18 protein-coding genes are annotated in these 21,648 nt (G+C 71.1%); 11 read left to right on the top strand and 7 right to left on the bottom strand.

Annotated elements, in window-relative coordinates; all coding sequences use genetic code 11:
• Window positions 1–93: 93 nt before the first annotated feature.
• The 3 genes from DA075_RS26660 to DA075_RS26650 are packed head-to-tail and all read right to left on the bottom strand — an operon-like array spanning window position 94 to window position 3,733.
• The gene (locus DA075_RS26660) at window positions 94–1,464 is read right to left on the bottom strand and encodes an O-antigen ligase family protein (RefSeq protein ID WP_099955796.1); all 1,371 of its coding nucleotides are present in this window, start codon (window positions 1,462–1,464) and stop codon (window positions 94–96) included.
• Window positions 1,458–2,729, bottom strand: coding sequence for a lipopolysaccharide biosynthesis protein (locus tag DA075_RS26655; RefSeq protein ID WP_123834438.1), 1,272 nt, complete (start codon window positions 2,727–2,729; stop codon window positions 1,458–1,460). Before DA075_RS26655 ends, DA075_RS26660 begins: the two co-directional genes overlap by 7 nt.
• A complete protein-coding gene (locus tag DA075_RS26650) occupies window positions 2,726–3,733 on the bottom strand; it encodes a lipid II:glycine glycyltransferase FemX (protein ID WP_099956827.1) in 1,008 nt (335 codons plus the stop codon). Before DA075_RS26650 ends, DA075_RS26655 begins: the two co-directional genes overlap by 4 nt.
• A gap of 188 nt (window positions 3,734–3,921) precedes the next feature.
• On the opposite strand from DA075_RS26650, the gene DA075_RS26645 reads away from it, so the two are divergent.
• The 8 genes from DA075_RS26645 (at window position 3,922) to ssb (ending at window position 11,713) form a co-directional block, all read left to right on the top strand.
• A complete protein-coding gene (locus DA075_RS26645) occupies window positions 3,922–4,695 on the top strand; it encodes a polysaccharide deacetylase family protein (RefSeq protein WP_099955794.1) in 774 nt (257 codons plus the stop codon).
• Window positions 4,685–5,791, top strand: a complete 1,107-nt coding sequence (locus tag DA075_RS26640; RefSeq protein WP_099955793.1) for a glycosyltransferase family 4 protein — start codon at window positions 4,685–4,687, stop codon at window positions 5,789–5,791. The genes DA075_RS26645 and DA075_RS26640 overlap by 11 nt, the downstream gene beginning before the upstream one ends.
• 116 nt (window positions 5,792–5,907) lie before the next feature.
• A complete protein-coding gene (locus DA075_RS26635) occupies window positions 5,908–6,180 on the top strand; it encodes a hypothetical protein (protein ID WP_099955792.1) in 273 nt (90 codons plus the stop codon).
• Between the two features lie 226 nt (window positions 6,181–6,406).
• Window positions 6,407–7,684, top strand: coding sequence for an O-acetylhomoserine aminocarboxypropyltransferase (locus DA075_RS26630; RefSeq protein WP_099955791.1), 1,278 nt, complete (start codon window positions 6,407–6,409; stop codon window positions 7,682–7,684).
• Window positions 7,685–7,876: 192 nt separating this feature from the next.
• Window positions 7,877–9,043: a sensor histidine kinase gene (locus DA075_RS26625; protein WP_099955790.1), complete on the top strand. Its 1,167-nt coding sequence runs from the start codon at window positions 7,877–7,879 to the stop codon at window positions 9,041–9,043.
• Window positions 9,044–9,259: 216 nt separating this feature from the next.
• A complete protein-coding gene (locus DA075_RS26620; RefSeq protein WP_048449488.1) occupies window positions 9,260–9,619 on the top strand; it encodes a response regulator in 360 nt (119 codons plus the stop codon).
• Between the two features lie 25 nt (window positions 9,620–9,644).
• Entirely contained in the window at window positions 9,645–10,934 is a 1,290-nt protein-coding gene (locus DA075_RS26615) for an O-acetylhomoserine aminocarboxypropyltransferase/cysteine synthase family protein (protein WP_099955788.1), read from the top strand.
• 215 nt (window positions 10,935–11,149) lie between these two features.
• Entirely contained in the window at window positions 11,150–11,713 is a 564-nt protein-coding gene (gene ssb / locus DA075_RS26610; RefSeq protein WP_099955787.1) for a single-stranded DNA-binding protein, read from the top strand.
• Window positions 11,714–11,792: 79 nt separating this feature from the next.
• Here the strand turns inward: ssb and DA075_RS26605 are convergent, their stop codons facing one another.
• Together DA075_RS26605 and DA075_RS26600 are read right to left on the bottom strand one after the other, a co-directional pair.
• A complete protein-coding gene (locus tag DA075_RS26605; RefSeq protein WP_099955786.1) occupies window positions 11,793–13,958 on the bottom strand; it encodes a TonB-dependent receptor in 2,166 nt (721 codons plus the stop codon).
• An 816-nt stretch (window positions 13,959–14,774) separates the two neighbouring features.
• Complete coding sequence (locus DA075_RS26600; protein WP_099955785.1) at window positions 14,775–16,949, bottom strand: malate synthase G; 2,175 nt, start codon at window positions 16,947–16,949, stop codon at window positions 14,775–14,777.
• Window positions 16,950–17,218: 269 nt separating this feature from the next.
• Between DA075_RS26600 and DA075_RS26595 the strand changes: the two genes are divergently transcribed.
• The gene (locus tag DA075_RS26595; protein WP_099955784.1) at window positions 17,219–17,986 is read left to right on the top strand and encodes a DUF2076 domain-containing protein; all 768 of its coding nucleotides are present in this window, start codon (window positions 17,219–17,221) and stop codon (window positions 17,984–17,986) included.
• A gap of 196 nt (window positions 17,987–18,182) precedes the next feature.
• On the opposite strand, the gene DA075_RS26590 is transcribed toward DA075_RS26595, so the two are convergent.
• Complete coding sequence (locus tag DA075_RS26590; protein WP_331254755.1) at window positions 18,183–19,172, bottom strand: L,D-transpeptidase; 990 nt, start codon at window positions 19,170–19,172, stop codon at window positions 18,183–18,185.
• 256 nt (window positions 19,173–19,428) lie between these two features.
• On the opposite strand from DA075_RS26590, the gene DA075_RS26585 reads away from it, so the two are divergent.
• Together DA075_RS26585 and DA075_RS36110 are read left to right on the top strand one after the other, a co-directional pair.
• Window positions 19,429–20,148 carry a chemotaxis protein gene (locus tag DA075_RS26585; protein ID WP_099955783.1) on the top strand — a complete coding sequence of 240 codons (720 nt, stop codon included), beginning with the start codon at window positions 19,429–19,431 and terminating at the stop codon, window positions 20,146–20,148.
• Window positions 20,149–20,159: 11 nt separating this feature from the next.
• Window positions 20,160–20,396, top strand: coding sequence for a hypothetical protein (locus DA075_RS36110; protein WP_123834436.1), 237 nt, complete (start codon window positions 20,160–20,162; stop codon window positions 20,394–20,396).
• Window positions 20,397–20,502: 106 nt separating this feature from the next.
• On the opposite strand, the gene DA075_RS26580 is transcribed toward DA075_RS36110, so the two are convergent.
• The gene (locus DA075_RS26580) at window positions 20,503–21,612 is read right to left on the bottom strand and encodes a glycosyltransferase family 61 protein (RefSeq protein WP_099955782.1); all 1,110 of its coding nucleotides are present in this window, start codon (window positions 21,610–21,612) and stop codon (window positions 20,503–20,505) included.
• Window positions 21,613–21,648 lie beyond the last annotated feature (36 nt).

Genomic DNA, 21,648 nt, shown 5'->3' with positions numbered 1-21,648 from the left:
CGCCCAAGGCTCCCCAGAGGCTCCCGCTGCGGGTCGGATCTGTTCCGGTCCGGGACGATCGGATCGGAATTCAGTCCTTGTGCCGACTCCGCTTCAAGCCGCGGGCCAGGCCGGCCCGGTCTCGCGGGGGGACATGACGGAGCCGATCACGGCCTCCGGCGCCTCGGCCTCGCGCCGCGCCGCCCGGGCGCAGGCCAGCACCGCGACGTAGGCCAGCACGTTGACGTTCCAGTCCTGGAACAGCCCGGGCGTCGTCATGCCGTTGAGGGCGAGCATCAGGATCAGGCAGGCGACGAGGCGGCGGGTGCCGCGATCGGCCCGGGCGGCGAAGCGGACCGGCTCGACCAGGGTCAGGACCGCGAAGGACAGGCCGATGATCCCGGTGCCCGCCCAGGCGCTCAGGAACATGTTGTGCGAGCTGGTGATGAACACCGCGTCGCGGCCGAGCTCGTCGGCGAGTTCGGTCGTCGGGATCAGGAGCTGCACGAAGCGGTCGGCGGCCGAGAAGCCGGAGCCGAGCAGGCGGTCCTGCGTCGCCGCGATGAAGGTCGGCCAGAACTGGCCGCGGCCGGTGGCGTTGGCGAGTTCCACCTTGGGCTTCTGAAGGACGACCGAGAGGAGGTCGAGAAGGCCCGGGAAGCTCGACAGGCCGACCATCAGGAACAGGAACAGCGCGAGCGAGACCAGCGCCAGGACGGTGCCGGCGAGGCGGAGCCCGGGGCGGCGCGAGGCGATCATCAGCCCCGGCCCGACGGCGATCAGCGCCCCCGTCGAGGCGGCCGATCCCGCGATGACGAAGCCCGCCGCCGCCAGCACCAGGTAGCGGCCCCGCCGCCGGTTGGGCGGCCCGAACACGGCCGCGAAGCCGAGGAGCGCGCAGACGAGGGGCATCATGTTGTTCTTGGCCGAGGAGAACACGATGCCGGAGGCCAGGTTCTGGAGGATCTCCGGTGTCACCGCGACGAGCCAGGCGACGATCACGATCGCCAGGATGTCGGCCAGACGCCGCCGGATGTCGGGACGGTCGAAGATCAGGATGCAGGCGAGGGTGAACACCGCGAGTTCCGCGGTGCGGTAGAGCGTGTAGGTCGGCACGATCGACCAGGCGGCGCTCACGCCGTTCACGCCGATCATCATCGTGAACGGCAGGTAGGGCATCGCGAAGGGCAGCAGCAGGATGCGGCGGTCGGCGGCGATCTTCACGACGAGATAGAAGGCCGTCAGCCCGGTGAGCACGATGGTGACGATGTTCGAGGCCGTCAGCCCCTGCTCCAGCACCGCGTTGCCGTCCTCGCGCGGCACCGTGAAGACGAGGGGCATGAAGGCGAACACCACCAGGAGGGCGAGCGGCCAGAACAGCGGCGCGCCGCCGGAGGGCGGATGCGTCTCGAGGCGGCGGCGCAGCACCGGGTAGGCCACCGTGAACCAGCTCGCGGTCCCGACGGCGATGAGGGCGTTCAGCATCGCGGGGCCTCCGCGCGTGTGGCCGGGGCACGGCCGAGGGCCGCCAGGAGGGCGAGGAGCGAGGCGCCGTGGGCCAGCGCCACCACGGCGGCAGCGCCCGTGGCACCGTAGCGGGTGAGGAGCGGCTGGATCAGCACCAGCGACACCGCGAAGCTGACCGCGAAGGCGCGGAAGATCACGTCGGTGCGCCGCCGCGCCCGGAAGATCTGCGCCGCCATGTCCCGCAGGAAGATGAACACCACCCCGAGCGCCAGCCAGCGCAGGGACGGGGCATAGGGCGCGTAGGCCTCGCCGAAGACGAGGCGCAGCCAGAGTTCCCCCGGCAGAGCCACGAGGGCGAGGAGGAGCCCGACCGGAACCCCGAGGCGGCGGGTGACCCTGAGGAGATAGGCCCTGAGCGCGGCCTCGCCGCCGGTGTCGTAGGCGCGGCCCGCCCCCGTCGGCACCACGTTCTCGGTCGCGGCGAGCATCAGGAGCACGAGGCCGACGAGGTATTGCGACGCCCGCAGACCCCCTAGGGCCTCGTCGCCGAGGACGCCGCCGGCGAGGATCCAGACCAGCTGCTCCTGCCCGAAGGTGACGAGCACGACCGGCAGGAGCCAGCGCGCCATCTGCCAGTGGCGCAAGGCGGCGGCGGCGAGGCGCCGGCGCCCGGGATCGGCCGCCCGGGCGAGGAAAGCCGGCAGGGTGGTCAGGAACGCCGTCAGCGCCAGCAATTCGACCAATCGCGTCGCGTCGAGGCGGAGTCCGGCCGCCCAGAGGAGCGCGACGGCGAGAGGGAACAAAGCCGCCCGGGCGAGGTCCATGGCGAGCGCCTTGTCTCCCCCGTCATAGGCGAAGAGCAGCCGCCGGGTCGTCAGCTGGAGGTTCTGCGCCAGGGTGAGCGCCCCGGCGGCGGTGACGAGATCGACCGGCACCGCCTCGCCGCGGGCGGAGAAGTACAGGGCGAGCGCCCCGGCGACGCCGAAGGCCAGCCCCGCCGCCAGCACCAGGGCGCCGGCGCCGACGGCGGCCGCGTAGCGGACCGGATCGCGCACGGTGCCGGCGAGCGTCATCAGCGGCGCGGTGACCAGCGCGTTGTGCAGCCCCTGCGCGAAGCCGGCCACGATGAGCACGAGGGCGAAGCGCCCGAACCCCTCCATGTCGATCAGGCGCGCCGCCGCGATGCCGGCGAGGAAGCCGAAGCCGCTCACCGCCCCCTGGTCGAGCAGCGAGAGCAGCGCCGGCCCGCGCAAGCGGGCGGGGAGAGCGGACAGCACGTTCACCGGGCCAGCACCGCCCCGGCCGCCGCGGTGACGAGGCGGTTCCGGCCGTAGAGCCAGAGCGGTCCGGTCGACGCGACGTTGCGGGTGAGCCCGCGCTTGAAGTCGTAGACGCCCCGGTTGTTCGCCGGGTCGATGCCGCCGAAATCGAACACCCGGCAGCCCTCCTCGGCGCCGCGGCGGATGAAGCTCCACACCGCCAGGTAGGCGGCGGCATTCGCCTTGGCCCGCTCGGTCGAGGCGGTGAAGAAATCGGTGAAGCGGTCGCGGCTCACATGCGCGATGCGCACCAGGCACAGCTCCTCGCCCTCGCGCACCTCGAGCATGACGTGGCGCGGGTCGTTCGCCGCGAGATCGCGGTACGAGGCGGCGTCGAAGTCGTTCGAGAAGCCCTTGCGGGTCTTCAGGGCCGCGTACATCGCCGTGAAGGCGTCGAAGGCCCGCAGCCGCTCGGCGGGATCGTCGAGGAAGCGGAGGGTCAGCGCCGCGTTGCGCTCGGCCTTGCGCAGGGCCTTGCGCCAGCGCTGCTCCATCTCGGCCTGCACGGTGTCGAGACCGCGGGTGAGGTCCACCTCCAGGGTGTGCCGGCTCGCTTTCGCGACCGGCCGGAACCCTGTCGCCAGGAGGCCGAGCACCGCGCCCGGGCTCTCGGCTTGGTTGAAATCGACCACCAGGAGGTCGAGCGGCCCGAGGGCGAGATGCGCGAGCAAGGCGCGCATCACCGCCTCGCCCTGGCGCTCGCCCTTGTGGGTGAGGAGCGGCCCGCCCTGGAGGTAGAGTTGCCGGGCCGGGCCCCGGCGGCGGCGCTGCACCTGTGCCAGGCCCAGGCAGTCGCCGGCCTCGTCGACGACGCTCAGCCGCTCGACGGCCGCCCCGCGGCGCGCCTTGTAGGTGCCCCACCCGGAGGCGGAGAAGATGGTGCCGCGCGGCTGCGCCCACACGGCCTCGTCCCATTGTGGCGCGTCGGTGAGGGCCAAGACCCGCAATCCCGTCTCTTGGTCCGTCATGGTCATGGGGTTTCCGTGCCAGGATGCGACATCGCTCGCCGCCGATGCGCCCGTGACGCAAGCGGCGCACCGGATGTCGTCCCCGCCGGACCCGAGCGCGCCCGGTCTACGTGGTTTTCTTGGCTTGTACCCGGGCCGGGCGGGTCGCACCTACCGCAAACGGATTCTTTTCCACGACGGCGGGCGGGATGCTGCATACCCTCAAGACCCTCGCCCGCGACCATCCGGCGGTCCGGGCCCTGCTGCTGCGCGGGCTCGCCCAGCTGCGCCGGCTCGCCCATGCGCCGCCGGGCCTCTACACCCTGTGCTACCACCACGTGCCGGAGCGCTTCCGGGCCGGGTTCGCGGCGCAGATCGCCTACCTGCAGCGGCACGGCCGCTTCGTCGGGGCGGACCAGGCGGTGGCCTTGCTCGAATCCGGCGCGATCGGGGCGGAGCGGCACTTCCTCGTCAGCTTCGACGACGGCTATGCCGACACGGTCGAGGTGGCGCTGCCGGTCCTGCGCGCGGCCGGCGTGCCGGCGATCCTCTTCCTCGTCAGCGACTGGCTCGACGCGCCGCCGTCCAGCCCGCCCGGTCCCTATGCCGACCGGGCCCAGGTGGCCGCCTGGCTCGGCGCCGGCATGGAGATCGGCTCGCACAGCGCGAGCCACGCCCGCATCGCGACCCTGGACGAGGCCGGGGCCGCACGGGAGATCGCGGGTTCCCGAACCGCGCTGGAGGCGGCGACCGGGCGGCCGGTCCGGCACTTCGCCTGTCCCTGGGGCGTCGCGGAGCGCGATTACCGGCCGCACCGCGACCCGGCCCTGGCGCTCGCCAGCGGCTACGCCACCTTCTTCACCACCCGCCGCGGCGTCGCCACCGGCGCCCACGACCTCCCGACGATGCCACGCCACGTCCTCGAGCCGGAATGGCCGCTGCACGAGCTCGACGCCCTGATGGGAGCGCGCCTTGCCCGGTGAGCCCGATTCCCCCGTCGTGGTGGTGACCGGCGCGCTCGCCCCCTACACCCAGGTGCTCTACCGGGAGCTCGCCGCCGCCCTCGACCGGCCGCTCACCGTCCTCGCCTGCGCGGCCAAGGAGCCTGCCCGCCAGTGGGAGCTGGCCGCGGCGGACGGCTACGGCTTCGCGGTGCTGCCGGGCCTGCGCTGGCACCGGGACGCCGTGCGCAACCTCTACGTCAATCCGGGCGTCGTCGCGCGCCTCGCCGCCGCGCGGCCGGCGGCCGTGATCCTCAACGACTTCTCGCCCACCATGGCGATGGCGGCGCTCGCGGCGCGCGCCCTGCGCATCCCCTACGCGATCCGCACCGACGGCGTGCCGGAGACCGATCCGGGCGCCCGCTCGCCGGCACACCGCCTGTTGCGCCGGGCCATCGTGCCGGGGGCCGCCTTCGGCCTCGCGCCGAGCGAGGGCAGCCGCACGCTGCTCGCCGCCTACGGCCTCGCGCCCGGGCGGGTCTTTCGCGCCCCGCTCTTCCCGGCCTGGACGCCCGCGCCGCCCCTGCCCGATCCCGAGACCCGGCCCTACGACGTCCTGTTCTGCGGCATCCTCAACGAGGAGGTGAAGGGCGCACGCTTCTTCACCGACGTGATGCGGGCCTGCGCCGCCGCCGGGCGTCCCCTGCGGGTGCGGGTGACGGGCGACGGCCCGCTCCGGGCCGAGATGGCGGCGCGCCTCGCGGAAGCCGGGATCCCGGCCCGGTTCGACGGCTACCTCGCGCAAGGGCAACTCGCCGAGGCCCATGCCTCGGCCCGGCTGCTGCTCTTCCCGAGCCGCGGCGACGTCTGGGGCATCGTGGTCAACGAGGCTTTGCAGAGCGGGGCGGCGGTCCTCGCCTCGCCCCATTCCGGCGCCGCCCGCGAGCTGCTGGAGGCGCGGGGCTGCGGCACGGTGCGGCCGATGGAGGTCGCGGACTGGGCGCGCACGACCCTGGCGCTCCTCGACGATCCCGGCCGGCGGGCGCGCCTGCGGGAGGCGGCCGAACGGGCACTGCCGGACTTTTCGCTCGCCCGCGCCGTCGAGGCGTACCGGGAGGGGCTGGCCTCCGTGAGGTGACGCGGCGCGGTATCCGCTGACGCACGAGCCGGATCTTTCACCCAAGCTCGGCGTTGAGACGCAACGAGCGCCCGTTCCAACCCGCGGCGCCTCCGGCAGAGGGACCCCTTCGCCCCATGAAACTCTCCGTGATCGCCGCCCTCGCCCTCTCCACCCTGGCGCTCGCCGGCGCCGCCGAGGCGCAGGGCATTCCCGGCGGCATCGACCGCGGCGCCCGCGAGGGCAACCGGGTCGGGGGGCCGGTCGGCGGCATCGTCGGCGGCGCGGTCGGCGGGGCCGTGGGCGGCGTCAACGGCGTGCTCGGCATCGATCCGGGCCGGCGTGCCTACCGCACCGGCCTGCCGGGGCGGCGGCATCACCACCATCGCCGGCACCGCCACAACCGCTGAGATCGAGGCCGCGCAGGCGGCAAGATCGATCCTGGAGATTGATCCTGGAGATCGATCTTGCCGATCCGCTTCGTTTTGTAGACGTTGCTTCTCTGCACCGGTTCATCGCCATTCCGGCGCACCGAACCCGCGGGCTCTACTGTGCGGATCGACGGTCATCCCCGCTTGACCCCCGCCGCGGACGGGTCCTAAGCACGTCGGCCAAAGACCGACGCCCGAGGACGCCATGACCGACCGCCAGCCCGGCTTCAACACTCTCGCGATCCATGCCGGCGCGGCGCCGGACGCCGCCACCGGCGCGCGGGCGACGCCGATCTACCAGACCACCTCGTTCGTGTTCGACGACGTCGATCACGCCGCCTCGCTGTTCGGGCTGCAGGCCTTCGGCAACATCTACAGCCGCATCACCAACCCGACCAACGCGGTGCTGGAGGAGCGGATCGCCGCGCTCGAGGGCGGCACCGCCGCGGTCGCGGTGGCCTCCGGCCACGCCGCCGAGTTCCTGGTGATGCACGCCCTGATGCAGCCGGGCGACGAGTTCATCGCGGCCAACAAGCTGTACGGCGGCTCGATCAACCAGTTCAACCACTCCTACAAGAACTTCGGCTGGAACGTCGTCTGGGCCGATACGGACGATCCGGCCTCGTTCGAGGCGGCGATTACCCCGCGCACCAAGGCGATCTTCATCGAGTCGATCGCCAATCCGGGCGGCGTCATCACCGACATCGCGGCGATCTCCGCGGTCGCCAAGCGCCACAACATCCCGCTCATCGTCGACAACACCATGGCGACGCCGTACCTGATCCGTCCGTTCGAGCACGGCGCCGACATCGTGGTTCACTCGGCTACCAAGTTCCTCGGCGGCCACGGCAACTCGATCGGCGGCCTGATCGTCGACGGCGGCTCGTTTACCTGGGCCGGCGACGCGCGCTACCCGATGCTGTCGCAGCCGCGGCCGGAATATGCCGGCATGGTGCTCTCGGAGACCTTCGGGAATTTCGGCTTCGCCATCGCGGTGCGGGTGCTCGGCCTGCGCGACCTCGGGCCGGCTTTGTCGCCGTTCAACGCCTTCCTGATCATCAACGGCATCGAGACCCTGCCGCTGCGGATGCAGCGCCATTCCGACAACGCCAAGACCGTGGCCGAGCACCTGAGCCGCCATCCGGCGGTGGCCTGGGTGAGCTATCCGGGCCTTGAGGCCGACCGCTACCACCAGCTCCACCGCAAGTATTGCCCGCACGGCGCCGGTGCGGTGTTCACCTTCGGCCTCAAGGGCGGCTACGAGGCGGGCGTCGCCCTGGTGTCGAACCTGAAGCTGTTCTCGCATCTCGCCAATATCGGCGACACCCGCTCGCTGGTGATCCATCCGGCCTCGACCACCCACCGCCAGCTCACGGACGAGCAGAAGACCCGGGCCGGCGCCGGCCCGGAGGTGGTGCGCCTGTCGATCGGCATCGAGGACCCGCGCGACCTCATCGCCGACCTGGATCAGGCGCTGGCCTGAGCCGCATCCGGCCGCGTCCATCGCGCGGCCGGCTGCCTTCCGCTGAGAGAGGGCGAATAAGGAAAAATGTCGCAAGCATTGCGGCCGAGCCTGCTCCCGTGATCTAGTGGTCTCGTCCAGTTTCGGCGTCGGGTTGAGCCGATCCGCGCCAGCCGGGATGCATGCCGCCCGGGCGGGTCTGGAGGCTGGTGGATGGTCGCCCACGACGCCGACGCCGAACGCGCCTCCGGTGACGAGACCGCGCGCCAGCGCGCCATCCACGAGGAGACCGCCCGGCTGCGCGCCCTTTTGCGCGACGCGGCCGGCCTTCCTGCGGGCGGCGCGTCCCCCGTCCCCGCCGGGTGGGAGGCGCGGCTCGCCACCGCCGAGGAGTTGAACGCCCGGCTGCGGGCGAGCGAGGCCTTCACCGCGAGGCTCCTGGCGGCGAGCCGCGACAGCATCCAGGTCCTCGCCCTCGACGGCACGGTGCAGTGGCTGAGCGAGGGCGGCCGCGCCGCCGCGGACCAGCCCGACGACCCGGTGATCGGCACCGCCTGGGCCGCGTCCTGGCCGGATCCCGGCGACCGCATCGCCGCCGAGGTGGCACTCGCCGCCGCGCGGTCCGGGCGCACCGGCCGCTTCCGCGCGCCCTCCGGCAGCCAGGACCCGCGCTGGTGGGACGTTGTGGTCTCAGCCATCCAGGGGCCCGACGGAACCCCTGAGCGCCTGCTGGCGGTCGCCCGCGACGTGACGGAGGCGCACCGGGCCGAGGAGCAGCAGGCGCTGCTGATGCAGGAGATGGCGCACCGGGTGAAGAACACCCTGGCGCTGGTCCAGGCGGTCGCCGCCCAGACGCTGCGCAGCGCCTCCACCCTGGACGCGGCGATGGAGGCGTTCAACGGCCGCCTGATGGCCCTGTCCGACGCGCACGACGTGCTGATCCGCGGCGCCTGGGCGGCGGCCGACCTCGCGGCGGTGGTCGAGGGCGCGATGGCGCCGCATCTCGACCGGGAGGCGGGCCGGTTCGCCGCCGCCGGGCCCCGCGTCAGCCTCGGCCCCCGCTCGGTCCTGACCCTGTCGCTGATGCTGCACGAGCTCGCCACCAACGCGGCGAAGTACGGCGCCCTGTCGAGCCCGACGGGCCGCGTCGCCGTCACCTGGGAGCTTGCGGGGAGCGCGGAGATCCTGCTGCGCCTGCGCTGGCAGGAGAGCGGCGGCCCGCCCGTCGCGCCGCCGACCCGGGGCGGCTTCGGCTCGCGGCTGATCGAACGCAGCCTCGTGCACAGCTTCGGCGGCCGGGTCAGCCTGCGCTTTCCGCCGGAGGGCGCCGTGATGGAACTCGAGGCGCCGCTCGCGGCGATGCAGGACGGGACGGCGTAGCCGTCACCCGGACGGGACGGCGTCGCAGTCCTGCGCCGATTTCCGGCCACGCTTGACCCACGGGATGCGGACCCATAGGCAGCACCCTTCGGCAGCAACCTTTCGCCCCCGGCCGCATTGCCCGCGATGACATCCGACCAACACCGACACGATCAGGCTTCCCGTCAGGAAGCCTCCCGGCAGGATGGGCCTGACGCTCCCTGCGACGCCGCGCCGGTGGTGCTCCTCGTCGAGGATGACGGCCTCCTGCTGATGGAGGCCGCCGACACCTTGGCGGAGGCCGGCTTCACGGTCCTGGAGGCGCCCCATGCCGACCAGGCGCTCAAGGTGCTGGAGAGCCGGCCCGACGTCGAGGTCCTGATGACCGACGTCGACATGCCGCTCGGCTCGATGAACGGCTTCGCCCTCGCACGCCTCGTCTCCCGGCGCTGGCCGCGCATCCCGGTGCTGGTGGTCTCCGGCATGGGCAGCCCCGGCCCGCACGACATGCCGCCGGGCGCGCGCTTCATCCCCAAGCCCTACGCACCGTCGGCCCTGGTGCGCACGCTCCACGACACCGTGCGCCGCGCCGCCTGAGCCGACCCTTCCACGGACGAACCCGATGACCGATCCGACCAAGCTGCATTTCGCCACCCGGGCGGTCCATGCCGGCACCGCGCCCGACCCGGCCACCGGCGCCCGGGCGCAGCCGATCTACTTCACCAACGGCTTCGTGTTCGAATCGAACGAGCAGGCCGCCGACATCTTCGCCATGCGGGCGACGGGCTTCTCCTATTCCCGCGGCTCGAACCCGACCGTGGCGGCCCTGGAGCGCCGGGTCGCGGCGCTCGAGGGCGCCAAGGCCGCGGTGGCGGTGGCCTCCGGCCAGTCGGCGATGCTGCTCGTGCTGATGACCCTGATGCAGTCGGGCGACGCCTACGTCGCCTCCTCGCGGCTGTTCGGCGGCTCGCTCGGGCTGATGCGCCGGCTCGAGGGCCGCTACGACCTCGTGCCGCAATTCACCCGCGGCCTGACTCCCGAGGACTTCGAATCCGCGATCACCGACAAGACCCGGGCGATCGTCTGCGAGTCGATCGTCAACCCGTGCGGCACGGTCATCGACCTCGAAGGCGTCGCCGCGGTGGCGCGCAAGCACGGCCTGCCGCTCGTCGTCGACAACACCCTCGCCTCCCCGGCCCTGATCCGGCCGATCGAGCACGGCGCCGACATCGTGGTCCACTCGACCTCGAAGTTCCTGTCGGGCTCCGGCACGGTGATCGGCGGCATCGTCTGCGATGCCGGCCGCTTCGACTGGAAGGGCTCGGGCCGCTACAACCTGATCAACGAGCCCTGGCCCGATTACGAGGGCCTGATCGTCTCCGAGCGCTTCCCCGAGACGTCCTTCGCCACCGCCTGCCGGCTGTTCGGCCTGCGCGACCTCGGCCCCGGCCTGTCGCCGATGAACGCCTTCCTGACGCTCACCGGCACCGAGACCCTGCCGCTGCGCATGGAGCGCCACTGCGCCAACGCCAAGGCCGTCGCGGCCTTCCTCAAGGACCACCCGAAGGTGGCCTGGGTGAGCTACCCGTCGCTGCCGGGCCAGCCGGGCGAGGCGCTGGCGAACCGCTACTCGCCGATGGGCGTGGGCTCGATCTTCACCGTCGGCCTCAAGGGCGGCGAGGCGGCGGCGCAAAAGTTCATCACCGGGCTCAACCTGATCTCGCACCTCGTCAATATCGGCGAGATCAAGTCCCTGGCGATCCACCCCGCGACCACCACCCACCGCCAGCTCCCCGCCGCCGACAAGGAGGCCGCCCGGGTCGGCCCGGACACCGTGCGGCTGTCGATCGGCCTGGAATCGATCGAGGACCTGATCGCCGACGTGGCGCAATCGCTCGACGCGCTCGACTGAGCATCGGCGCCGTCCGGGCTCCCCGGACGGCGCTTGCCTCTTTCTCCGAACAAATGTAGAACATGCTCCGGCCTCCGGCATGTGTGTAGTGGGCAAAAGGGCGCCCCTCCCCTTGCCGGTCCAGGCCTGTTCGGCCCAACTCGCGGACCCGAAGCGGTGGTCCGCGGCGTCGGCCGGGCATGCGCCCGAGTGAGATGGAACGAGAGGAGAGCGGGATGGCGGGCAGCGTGAACAAGGTGATCCTGGTGGGCAATCTCGGGCGCGATCCCGAGACCCGCCGGCTGGCCTCCGGCGATCCGGTGGTGAACCTGCGCCTGGCCACGTCCGAGTCCTGGAAGGACAAGGCGACCGGCGAGCGCAAGGAGAAGACCGAGTGGCACTCGGTCGTGATCTACAACGAGAACCTGGCCCGGGTCGCCGAGCAGTACCTGCGCAAGGGCTCGAAGGTCTACGTCGAGGGGCAGCTCCAGACCCGCAAGTGGCAGGACCAGTCCGGCGTCGAGAAGTACACGACCGAGATCGTGCTGCAGCGCTTCCGCGGCGAGCTGACGATCCTCGACGGCCGCGGCGGCGGGGCCGAGGGCGGCATGTCCGAGATGGGCGCCGACGACATGGGCGGCGGCCAGATCAGCCGCGGCGGCGATTTCGGCGGCGGTGGCGGTGGCGCCGGTCGCAGCAGCGGTGGACGCTCGTCGTCCGGCGGCGAGCGGCGCCCGGCCCCGTCGGGTGGCGGCAACCAGAAGCGCTACGACGACCTGGACGACGATATCCCGTTCTAGGGTTCCGACATCCCGTCGGTTGCGTCGATCGCGGCCCGGATCGCGCGATCCGGGCCGCTCTGCGTTCACGCCGCGCCCGTCACAGGTCGACCGACATCGACAGCAGGTAGGTGCGCGGCGCGCCCTGGAAGAAGGTGCCGAACGAGGCTACCCCAGTCCAGTAATTCGCCCCGGTGACGTTTAGCACGTTCGCCCGGAACGTCGTCTTGCGGCCCTCGATCACGGTCGCGTAGCGCAGGCCGAGATCGAGGCGCGCCCAGTCCGGCAGGGCCTGGGTGTTCGCGGTGTCGACGAACTGGCGGCCGGTATAGATGACGGCGCCGGTCAGGGTCAGGCCCGGCACCCCGGGCAGATCCCACTCGGCGCCGAGATTGAGCTGCACCCGCGGCACCCCGATCGGTACGTGGCCGACATTGGCGGCGGTCGCGGTCCGGGTGAGCACGCCGTCGAGCAGCGTCAGGCCGCCGAGGAGCCGGGCCTGCGGGGTGATCTCGCCGTAGACGCTGAATTCGAGCCCGCTGACCTGCTGCTCGCCGGTCTGCGCGAAGCGGCGCTGGAGGCTGAGCTCCCCGATCGGCCGCGTGATCTGGAAGGCGCTGAACGTCGCGCCGATCGTGCCCGCATCCACCTTGATGCCGGCCTCGACCTGATGCGCCACGGTGGGCGCCAGGATCTCGCCGGCATTGGTCGCCGTGGCCGGGGCGACGTCGCCCCGGCTCAGGCCCTCGATGGAATTGACGAAGAACGACACGCTCTCCCACGGCCGCACCACGAGACCGACCAGGGGACTCGTGGCGCTCTTGTCGTAGGCGGAGGCCAGGGTGCCGACATTCGGGACGTAGTTATGCGCCTCGATGCCCTGCCGGCGCAGGCCGAGGGTGAGCAGGACGCGGTCGTCGAGGACCGACAGCGTGTCGGCCACCGACAGGCCCGTCAGCGTGCTGTCGGAGAGGCGTGGCCGCGAGGTGATCGCCGGCGGGGCGAGGGTCGGGACCAGGATGGGATCGTAGAGGTTCGACCGATAGGTCCCGGTGCCGGCGGGAAGCCGGCGGGCGGTGTCCTCGGCGTAGCGGGAGGCCTGCATGACGAGGGCGTGGCGGACGAAGCCGGTGTCGAACCGGGCGCGCAGGCCGCCATCGATGGTGAGGCGGTCGACGCCGAGGCTGTAGAATTGAGGGGTGGTGGTGGTGTCGCCGCGCGCGTTGACGATGGTCGGGGCCGAGGCGAAGTAACGCTCGACCCCGGTCTGCGCGCCGCCGAGATCGCCGAACAGGGTGACCCGGTCGGTGAGGTCGTATTCCAGCCGCAGCAGGCCGCCGCGATCGTCGATATCCGAGTATTCCCAGGGCTGGGTGAGGTTGCGGCGGCCGTTCGGCGCCCTCGGGACCGGCACGCCGGCCCGGAGAAGGAACGGGCGCAAGGGAGCGGTGAAGCGGTCGGTCTGGGCCAGCAGGTAGAGCCACGCCCGGAACCGCTCGCCCTGGTAGTCGAGGGCGAGCGCCCCGACGCCGGTGGTCTCGGATTGCCGGTCGATCGGCGTGTCGCCGCCGCGCAGGCTGCCGACGAGGCGCGCGCCCCATTCCCGGTTCTGGCCGTAGCGCCGGGCGACGTCGATCTGGCCGCCGCCTTGCGCCACCGAGCCGTAATCGAGGGACAAGCGTGTGAGGTCCTCGCCGGCGCGCTTGGGCACGATGTTGATGACGCCGCCGATGCCGCCATTGGGGGCGACGCCGGAGAGCGCGGCGGAGGGTCCCTTCAGGACCTCGATGCGCTCGGCATAGTCGGTGAAGACGCGGAAGCTCGGGGCGACGCCGTACACCCCCTCGAAGGCGAACTCGCCGCTGGTGTTCTCGTTGATCGGAAAGCCGCGGATCGCGAACGAGTCGAACGGGGCGCCCGTCGTCTGCGTGCCGCGCACGGACGGATCGAGGGCGAGCGCCTCGGAGGCCGTCCGGGCCTGCCGGTCGCGGATCAACGTCTCGGTGTAGCTGCTGACGCTGAACGGAGACTTCGTCGTCTCGGTATTGCCGAGGAGGCCGAGCCGTCCGCCCCTAGCGACCTGCCCGCCGGCATAGGCCGGCACGATCCCGGGGGGGGCCGCCGGTCCGGAGACCGCGATCTCGTCGAGCCGGATGTCGGTCGCCTCCTCGGCCCGCGCCGCTCCGGCGTGATCCGCGAGCCAGATGAATGTCGCAGCGATCGCCCCGCATGATCTGCCGATGCGACGATGTCGTGCCTGTTTCATGCCGACGAGCCCAGCTCACAGGGCGTCGTCGGACCATGTTTCATGGTCCGATCGTCGTTCGCCCTAGGGAATGGATGGTCGTATCGCATCGGGTGCGACAAGGCGCAACACTCGAATACATGACGATGATATTTATTATTTATAATAATGCCAAATCGACATGAGCATTGCAGCTTGCAATTGTGGCTCTCGTGGCATGCATCGGAGCCTGCTTGAATTGGCCAACCGTCGTGCAGCCCTCTGCATCATCCCGGAGCCGTGCAGCGGAACTTGGCATGATGCAGAGAGATGTCGGACTGTCTGCCAGCTTGATCGATGCAACCGATCAAACGAATTCTCATAGACAGGAACATCGGATCTTGATCGACGCAGCCATAAACCAAGCGTGCGCCCAATAACCTATTTCGCCAACCTGCCCGTCATTCCCGAGACGCGAAATCTCGATCCGGCATCATGAAGCGCAAGTGGAAAGGGGGAGCGGGATAGTGTCCGCTTCGTTCCGAAGCGGTGAGAGCCAGTCTCGCCAGCTGCAACGAAATCGATCCTGCGCGCGTCATTCCAGGGCCGCGCAGCGCAGACCGGAATGACGCCGAGGATGCCAATATTGTCGATCAGTCAAACCGGATCAGTCGTTCCGGATTGCCCGCCGTGCCCTTTCGGGCCCGGGATCTTTCGGGACTCACCATGAAAGATTCAAGAGCGATCGACCACATTGCGCCGGGTCTTGGAGGGACCACATCGAGGCAGCCCCCCAATCATGGCGGACATCGAGGGGGCGTCCGGCCGAAGACGCCGGACGCCCCTCCCCGTCTCGCCTCAGGCCGGCGCGCCCGCGGCCTTGGCCTCGCGCCGGCGCGCGTGCAGCACGTACTCGGTGTAGCCGTTCGGCTGGACGCGGCCCTTGAACACCAGGTCGCAGGCCGCCTGGAAGGCGGGTCCGTCGAAGCCCGGCGCCATCGGGCGATAGAGCGGGTCGCCGGCATTCTGGCGGTCGACCACCTTCGCCATGCGCTTCATCGTCTCCATGACCTCCGACTCGGAGACCACGCCGTGGTGCAGCCAGTTGGCGATGTGCTGGGACGAGATGCGCAGCGTCGCCCGGTCCTCCATCAGGGCGACGTCGTGGATGTCCGGCACCTTGGAGCAGCCGACGCCCTGGTCGATCCAGCGCACGACGTAGCCCAGAATGCTCTGGACGTTGTTGTCGATCTCCTGCTGGACGTCGTCGGGGGCGAAGTTCGAGCGGGCGAGCGGGATCTGCAGGATCTCGTCGAGCGCCTGGCGCGGCCGGCGCGCCAGTTCCTGCTGGCGGGCCTTCACGTCGATCTCGTGATAGTGCAGCGCGTGCAGGGTCGCGGCGGTCGGCGAGGGCACCCAGGCGGTGCTGGCCCCGGCCTTCGGGTGGGCGCCCTTCTGCATCAGCATGTCGGCCATGGCGTCGGGTGCCGCCCACATCCCCTTGCCGATCTGCGCCCGGCCGAGCAGACCGCAGGCCAGGCCCACATCGACGTTGTTCTCCTCGTAGCCCTTGATCCAGGGCGTGCCCTTCATGTCGTTCTTGCGGATGACCGGGCCGGCCTCCATCGAGGTGTGGATCTCGTCGCCGGTGCGGTCGAGGAAGCCGGTATTGATGAACACCACCCGCTCCGCCGCCGCCTTGATGCAGGCGGCGAGGTTGACCGTGGTGCGGCGCTCCTCGTCCATGATGCCCATCTTGAGGGTGTTGGGCTTCAACCCCAGCATCGCCTCGACGCGGGTGAACAGCTCGACCGCGAAGGCGACCTCCTCGGGCCCATGCATCTTCGGCTTGACGATGTAGACCGAGCCGCGGCGGCTGTTGCGGAGGCCGGACGTGCTCTTGAGGTCGTGGATCGCGATCAGCGCCGTGATTGCGGCGTCCAGGATGCCCTCCGGCACCTCGGCACCGGATTCGTCGAGCACCGCATCCGTGAACATGTGGTGGCCGACATTGCGCACCAGCATCAGCGAGCGGCCGGGTACGCTCACCTCGCCCTGGCCGTCGGGGGCGGTGTAGGTCCGGTCGGGGTTGAGCTTGCGCTCGAAGCGGCGGCCGTCCTTCTCGACCGGGGCCGAGAGGGTGCCGTTCATCAGGCCGAGCCAGTTGCGGTAGACCACGACCTTGTCGTCGGCATCGACCGCCGCGACCGAATCCTCGAGGTCCATGATGGTCGAGACCGCGGATTCGACCAGCACGTCGGCGACGCCGGCGGCGTCGAAGCGGCCGATGCGGTGGGTGCGGTCGAGGACGATCTCGACGTGCAGGCCGTTGTGGCGCAGCAGCAGCGCGCTCGGCGAGGTGGCCTTCCCGCGATAGCCGGCAAACGCCTCCGGCCGGGCGAGCGGGATCGTGTCGCCGGTATTCATGTTGCCGACGAGCTGGCCGTTCTCCACCGCGTAGGTCACCACGTCGGCGTGGCGGCCGCCGGCGAGCGGCAGGGTGCGGTCGAGGAAGGCGCGGGCGCGGGCCACCACCCGGGCGCCGCGGGTGCGGTTGTAGCCGCCGCCGCGGGTCGCCCCGCCCTCCTCCGACACCGCGTCGGTGCCGTAGAGCGCGTCGTAGAGCGAGCCCCAGCGGGCATTGGCGGCGTTGAGCGCGTAGCGGGCATTCGAGGTCGGCACGACGAGCTGCGGGCCCGCGATGGTGGCGATCTCGTCGTCGACGTTGTCGGTGCGCACCTGGACCGGGCCCGGATCGGGCAGCAGGTAGCCGATCTCGGTGAGGAAGGCCTTGTAGGCCGCCTCGTCCACGGGCTTGCCGACCCGCTCGCGGTGCCAGGCATCGATCTTCGCCTGGATCGCGTCGCGGATCTCGAGCAGGGCGCGGTTGCGGGGGCTTAAGTCGCGCACGATGGCCGACAGGCCGTTCCAGAAGGCCTCCGGGCTGATCCCGGTCCCCGGCAGGGCTTCCTCCACCACGAAATCGTGCAGCACCGAGGCCACCGACACGCCACCGACCGTCTTGCGATCCATCAGCTTTCCTCCCGCGGGCATCCGCACGTGCCGCGTCTTCGGCCCCCCCTTAACAGGGGATGCGGGCGCCAGAAAGCCGGCGCGCCGGCGCAGCCCGCGACGGTCATCCCCGCATCCCGGGATGAGACGACCTGTCGAAAACGTAATGCAGTCGGTAGGCGAAAATGCCCCGCTCGGGCGTTGCCTCCCCGTGACAAATGCCGGCCCCCCTCCCATCTCGTGGGCGCCGGGCCGGGCCCGCCCGCCGGCAACCGAAGGAGTACGGCTCCATGAACAGCGAAGAACGCGACGTCATCAACGGCATATTCCAGCGACTGGAGCAGGCCGCGCAGCAGCCCCGCGATGCCGACGCGGAGCGCTTCATCGCCGACAAGATCCGCGCCCAGCCCTACGCCCCCTACGCCCTGGCGCAGCTCGTCTACGTGCAGGAAGAGGCGATCAAGAGCCTCAACCAGCAGCTCGAGCAGGCCCGGGCGGAGGCGCAGCGCGGCGGCCAGGGTGCGGGGCAAGGATCCGGCGGAGGCGGCTTCTTCTCCAGCATCTTCGGCGGCGGTTCGCGGCCCGAGCCGCAGCAGCCGCCGCAGCGTGCCGGCGCCTGGGGCAACCAGGGCGGCGGCTACGGCCAGCCGCAGCCCGGCTATGGCGGCCCGCAAGGCTACCCGCCGCAGCAGCCCGGCTACGGTGGCCCGCAGCAGGGCGGTCCCTGGGGCGGCCAGCCGCAGGCGCCGCAGCAGCGCGGCGGCGGCTTCCTCGCCACGGCGCTGCCGATGGCGGCGGGCGCGGCCGGCGGCATGCTGCTCGGCAGCGCGCTCAGCAACGCCTTCGCGGGCGGCCACTCCTCGCTGGGCAGCATGGCGGGCCTCGGCGGCGCCGGCGCGGCGGGAGCGGGCGGTGAGACCGTCGTGGAGAACAACTACTTCGGCAACCAGGGCGGCAGCGAAGATTTCGGTGCCCCGCTCGGCGGCGACGATGCCGGCTTCCAGGACGCCTCCTTCGACGGCGACATGGGCGACGGCGGCAGCGACGACTGGGTCTGACCGCGCGTCACGCCGGTCCTGAAGGGCCTCGCCGCGGCGACGCGGCGGGGCCTTTCGCGTCTCATGCCATCGTACCTTCGCATCGACGTATCGAGGCAAAGGCGTCCGGAGCATCAGCGCCGGCGCCCATTCGGGCTTGGCCAGCGCCGTCGAACGAGTTCGTTCGAAGGCGCCGCGGTATCAGATCACCTTCCCGTCAGATCACCTGCACGCGGGCACCGACCGGCACGCGCTCGTAGAGATCCATCACGTCCTCGTTCATCATCCGGATGCAGCCCGAGGAGACCGACTGGCCGATCGTGTGCGGCTCGTTGGTGCCGTGGATGCGGTAGAGCGACGAGCCGAGATAGAGGGCGCGGGCGCCGAGCGGGTTGGCGGGGCCGCCGGCCATGTGGCGCGGCAGGTCGGGGCGGCGGCGCAGCATCTCGGCGGGCGGGGTCCAGTCCGGCCATTCGCGCTTGGCGCTGACCGTCTTCATCCCCGACCAGGTGAAGCCCGGCCGCCCGACGCCGATGCCGTAGCGCAGGGCCCGCCCCCCGGGCTGGACCAGGTAGAGGAAGCGCGACGGCGTATCGATCACGATGGTGCCGGGCCGGTGCCCGCCGTCATAGGCGACCTCCTGGCGCTGGAAGCGCGGGTCGATCGCCCGGCCGATCCCCTCCTCGCGAGCCTCGGGCATCGGCACCGGGCGGCCGCGGGGCGCCTCGAACGGATCGGGCGCGTAGGCCTGCGGGGCCGGGGGCGGGTAGGCTTGGGAGGGATAGGCTTGGGAGGGATAGGCTTGGGAGGGATAGGCCTGGGAGGGGTAGGCCTGGGCCGGCACCGGGTCGCCGGAATGCGGGTATTGTCCGGGCACGACCGGGGCGTAGCCGATCTGCGCGCCCGACGAACCGGCGGCCGTGTAGCCCACGGTGCGGGCATAGGCCGGACGTTGCCCGCCGTAGGCGTCGGCTGCATAGCCGGCTTGCCGGTAGCCACGGCCCGCCAGGATCGTGCCGTCCGGGGCGACCGGGGCCGGGCGCAGAGGGCGAGCCACCGCAGCCGGGTCCTGCCCGGTCATCAGGTACTCGATGAAGCCGCCGCCATAGGGTCCCGGAACCCCTTGCGCCTGGGCCGGCAGAGTTCCGGGACCCGCCCCGAGACCGGCCGCGATCACCCCGGCCAGCACCATCCCGCGCACCACCATCGCAACCGTCCCCGACCCTCCGCCGACCACCGGCGATGGCGGCAGCAGAGCAGGACGCCCGGGACCGGACGGTGAAGGAACGTGGTGAGCGTTTCGCTAAATCCCTGCAGCAAATTGTTAATTCATCCGCATCGTGAATCCTTCGTCACCGCGTCCGCGCGCCCTGGCAGGCATTCAGCAATTCGCAATCAATCTTGGGGACATTGGCCGGCGTGGGCCGTGCGATGCGGCCGCGGTTGCAGGCTCTCTCGGACCCATGAAGAACAAGCGCTTCCGCATCGAGGACAGTCTCGGCGTTGCCTATGCTCCCGTCGAGGTGGCGGCGGCTCCGCCGTCCTCGGTCAACGACGACCGGATCTCCGAGATCCTGGCGACGGTCAACGAGCTCAAGCGGCTCACCGCCTCCACCACCGGCGACGTGATCGACGCCTGCCGGCGGGAGATGGCCGAGATCTACGGCATGCGCACCGAGCTCGACGTGATGAAGGCGGCGATCGGACGGACCAAGCACGAGATCGCCGTGCTGCACCGGCAGGATTTCGACGGCAAGGGCGTGCGCCGGGCCGCCGGCGAGCTGGACGCCGTGGTCGACGCCACCGAGCGGGCCACCACCGCAATCCTGGCTGCGGTCGAGGACATCGAGACCCATGCCTCCATGCTGCGCTCGAACGGCGGCCTGAAGGATCATTCCGACGTCGACACGATCCTCGAGCGCACCGTGGTGCTCTACGAGGCCTGCAACTTCCAGGACCTGACCGGCCAGCGCATCAGCAAGATCGTCAGCGTGCTGAAGTTCGTCGAGGACCACATCGACCGGATGATCGAGGCCTGGGGCGGGCTCGAGGCCTTCAAGGACCTCATCGGCGAGCGCGCCGGGGTCAGCATCGACGACGAGAGCAGCCTGCTCAACGGACCGAAGCTCGACGAGGATCCTGGCCACGTCGACCAGAACGATATCGACGCGCTGTTCGACTGACGATCGGGGCGATGGGCGTCGAGGGTCCGGGCTTCATGAGCCAGCCCGGATTCGTGGTCGAGCCCGCCGCGAGCCGAAAGATCGGCTTGCATCGGCCTGCCAAGAGGTCGGCTGGCCAAGAAATCGGCTTGCCAAGAGGTCGTCTTGCCAAGCGATATTTTTTCCAAGAGATCTGTTTCGTCCACCCGACGAATTTCGAACCCTCCGTCGTCATCCCGGGGCGCGCCGAAGGCGAGAACCCGGGATGACTCGGAGGATGTCGGCATCGTCGCTGGAAAATCAGGCCGGTCGACGCGGTTCACGGCCATGGCGGCCTCGGGCGAAGGAAGTCCGGAGCGGAATGGATCGCAAACGCTAAGTCCGCCCCCGCCCGGCCATCCGGCCCAGCCGCGACCACGCCGCCGACAGCACACCCCGCCCGGGAGCCGAGGCAGCCCGCATCCTGTCCATCCGCCGCAGCAACCCGTCGGCGGCGGCCCGCGGATCGGTGAGGGTCTGCTGGCTGCCGAAGGCCCCCGGCTCGGTCTCAGCCGTGCCGGGCTGGTGGAGATAGGCGACGGCATTGCCGCATAGGGCGTCGACGAGCAGGAAGGTGGGGTTGATCCGCGGGCCGGGGCTCAGCGCCACCACCCGACGACCGGACGGCGCGAAGAGCGCGGTGTGCAGGGCCGAGCCGAGGGAGCCCGCGACCACCTGCCTACGGGCGAAGAGCCGGACTTGATCCGAAAAGCTCATCGCCTCCGGGTGCAGGATCTCGACGCCCTCCCGCGCCAGGATCTCCGTCACCGCCTCCTCGTTCGCGAAGCGGCGCACGCCGCCGGACAGCCGCGTCTTGGCGAGGTAGGCCGGCCTTTCGTCCGCATCGACCTCGTCCGGAGCGTAGCAGCCGGCCCCGATCTCGCGGCACAGGTCGCGAAAGACCGTGTGGGCGAAGCCTTCCTCCTGGAACGCGGGAGCCGGTACGATCGCACGGCGCAGGCGCATCGGCGCCTCGAAGGCGTGGATGTCGCGCACGTCGAGGCCGAGGAGCGCCAGGATGTCAACGGCGAAGCGGAAGGGCTGCCACAACGCGGGATGGGCCGGGGCGTAGCACAGGACCGGCGCCGGGGCCTGAGCGCGCAGCAGCGGCCAGAACCGCGGCAGGGTGGTGACCAGGAAGTGCCCGTAATGCAGGTGCGCCCCGCCGAGGAAGAGGTAGGTCTCCTCCGGCGCCTCGGCCACGCTCGCCGGCGGGCCGTCCGGCCAGTCCTGTGGCCAGTCGGTGCGCTGCCAGGATGGCGTGGTGCCGCTCCCGCGGACATCCACGCTCTCGGGGATGAAGTGGCGCGCGGCATCGAACAGGGCCGAAGGCTGGCCCCGCGCCTCGCTGTGCGGCAGGTAGAGGACGTTCTCGACCACCCGCACGGCCGGCAGGTCACGCCGGAGACGCGGGGTCCGGGGCGTCCGGCAAACGCGAAGCGTCATGAGGGGTGAAGCGTCATGCGGCGTGAGGGGTCACTT

Source organism: Methylobacterium currus, from assembly GCF_003058325.1.
Classification (GTDB): Bacteria; Pseudomonadota; Alphaproteobacteria; order Rhizobiales; family Beijerinckiaceae; genus Methylobacterium; species Methylobacterium currus.
The sequence above is the reverse complement of the archived record's forward strand: the minus strand, read 5'-3'. Positions and strand labels throughout refer to the sequence as shown.

Excerpts from the sequence above, each read along its gene's own strand:
- DA075_RS26615 (WP_099955788.1), top strand. The coding sequence starts at position 9,645 with ATGACCGATCCGACCAAGCTGCATTTCGCCACCCGGGCGGTCCATGCC.
- DA075_RS26590 (WP_331254755.1), bottom strand. The coding sequence starts at position 19,172 with ATGGTGGTGCGCGGGATGGTGCTGGCCGGGGTGATCGCGGCCGGTCTC.
- DA075_RS26650 (WP_099956827.1), bottom strand. The coding sequence starts at position 3,733 with ATGACGGACCAAGAGACGGGATTGCGGGTCTTGGCCCTCACCGACGCG.
- DA075_RS26595 (WP_099955784.1), top strand. The coding sequence starts at position 17,219 with ATGAACAGCGAAGAACGCGACGTCATCAACGGCATATTCCAGCGACTG.
- DA075_RS26630 (WP_099955791.1), top strand. The coding sequence starts at position 6,407 with ATGACCGACCGCCAGCCCGGCTTCAACACTCTCGCGATCCATGCCGGC.
- DA075_RS36110 (WP_123834436.1), top strand. The coding sequence starts at position 20,160 with ATGGGCGTCGAGGGTCCGGGCTTCATGAGCCAGCCCGGATTCGTGGTC.
- DA075_RS26580 (WP_099955782.1), bottom strand. The coding sequence starts at position 21,612 with ATGACGCTTCGCGTTTGCCGGACGCCCCGGACCCCGCGTCTCCGGCGT.
- DA075_RS26645 (WP_099955794.1), top strand. The coding sequence starts at position 3,922 with ATGCTGCATACCCTCAAGACCCTCGCCCGCGACCATCCGGCGGTCCGG.
- DA075_RS26585 (WP_099955783.1), top strand. The coding sequence starts at position 19,429 with ATGAAGAACAAGCGCTTCCGCATCGAGGACAGTCTCGGCGTTGCCTAT.
- DA075_RS26660 (WP_099955796.1), bottom strand. The coding sequence starts at position 1,464 with ATGCTGAACGCCCTCATCGCCGTCGGGACCGCGAGCTGGTTCACGGTG.
- DA075_RS26625 (WP_099955790.1), top strand. The coding sequence starts at position 7,877 with ATGGTCGCCCACGACGCCGACGCCGAACGCGCCTCCGGTGACGAGACC.
- DA075_RS26605 (WP_099955786.1), bottom strand. The coding sequence starts at position 13,958 with ATGAAACAGGCACGACATCGTCGCATCGGCAGATCATGCGGGGCGATC.
- DA075_RS26635 (WP_099955792.1), top strand. The coding sequence starts at position 5,908 with ATGAAACTCTCCGTGATCGCCGCCCTCGCCCTCTCCACCCTGGCGCTC.
- DA075_RS26600 (WP_099955785.1), bottom strand. The coding sequence starts at position 16,949 with ATGGATCGCAAGACGGTCGGTGGCGTGTCGGTGGCCTCGGTGCTGCAC.
- ssb (WP_099955787.1), top strand. The coding sequence starts at position 11,150 with ATGGCGGGCAGCGTGAACAAGGTGATCCTGGTGGGCAATCTCGGGCGC.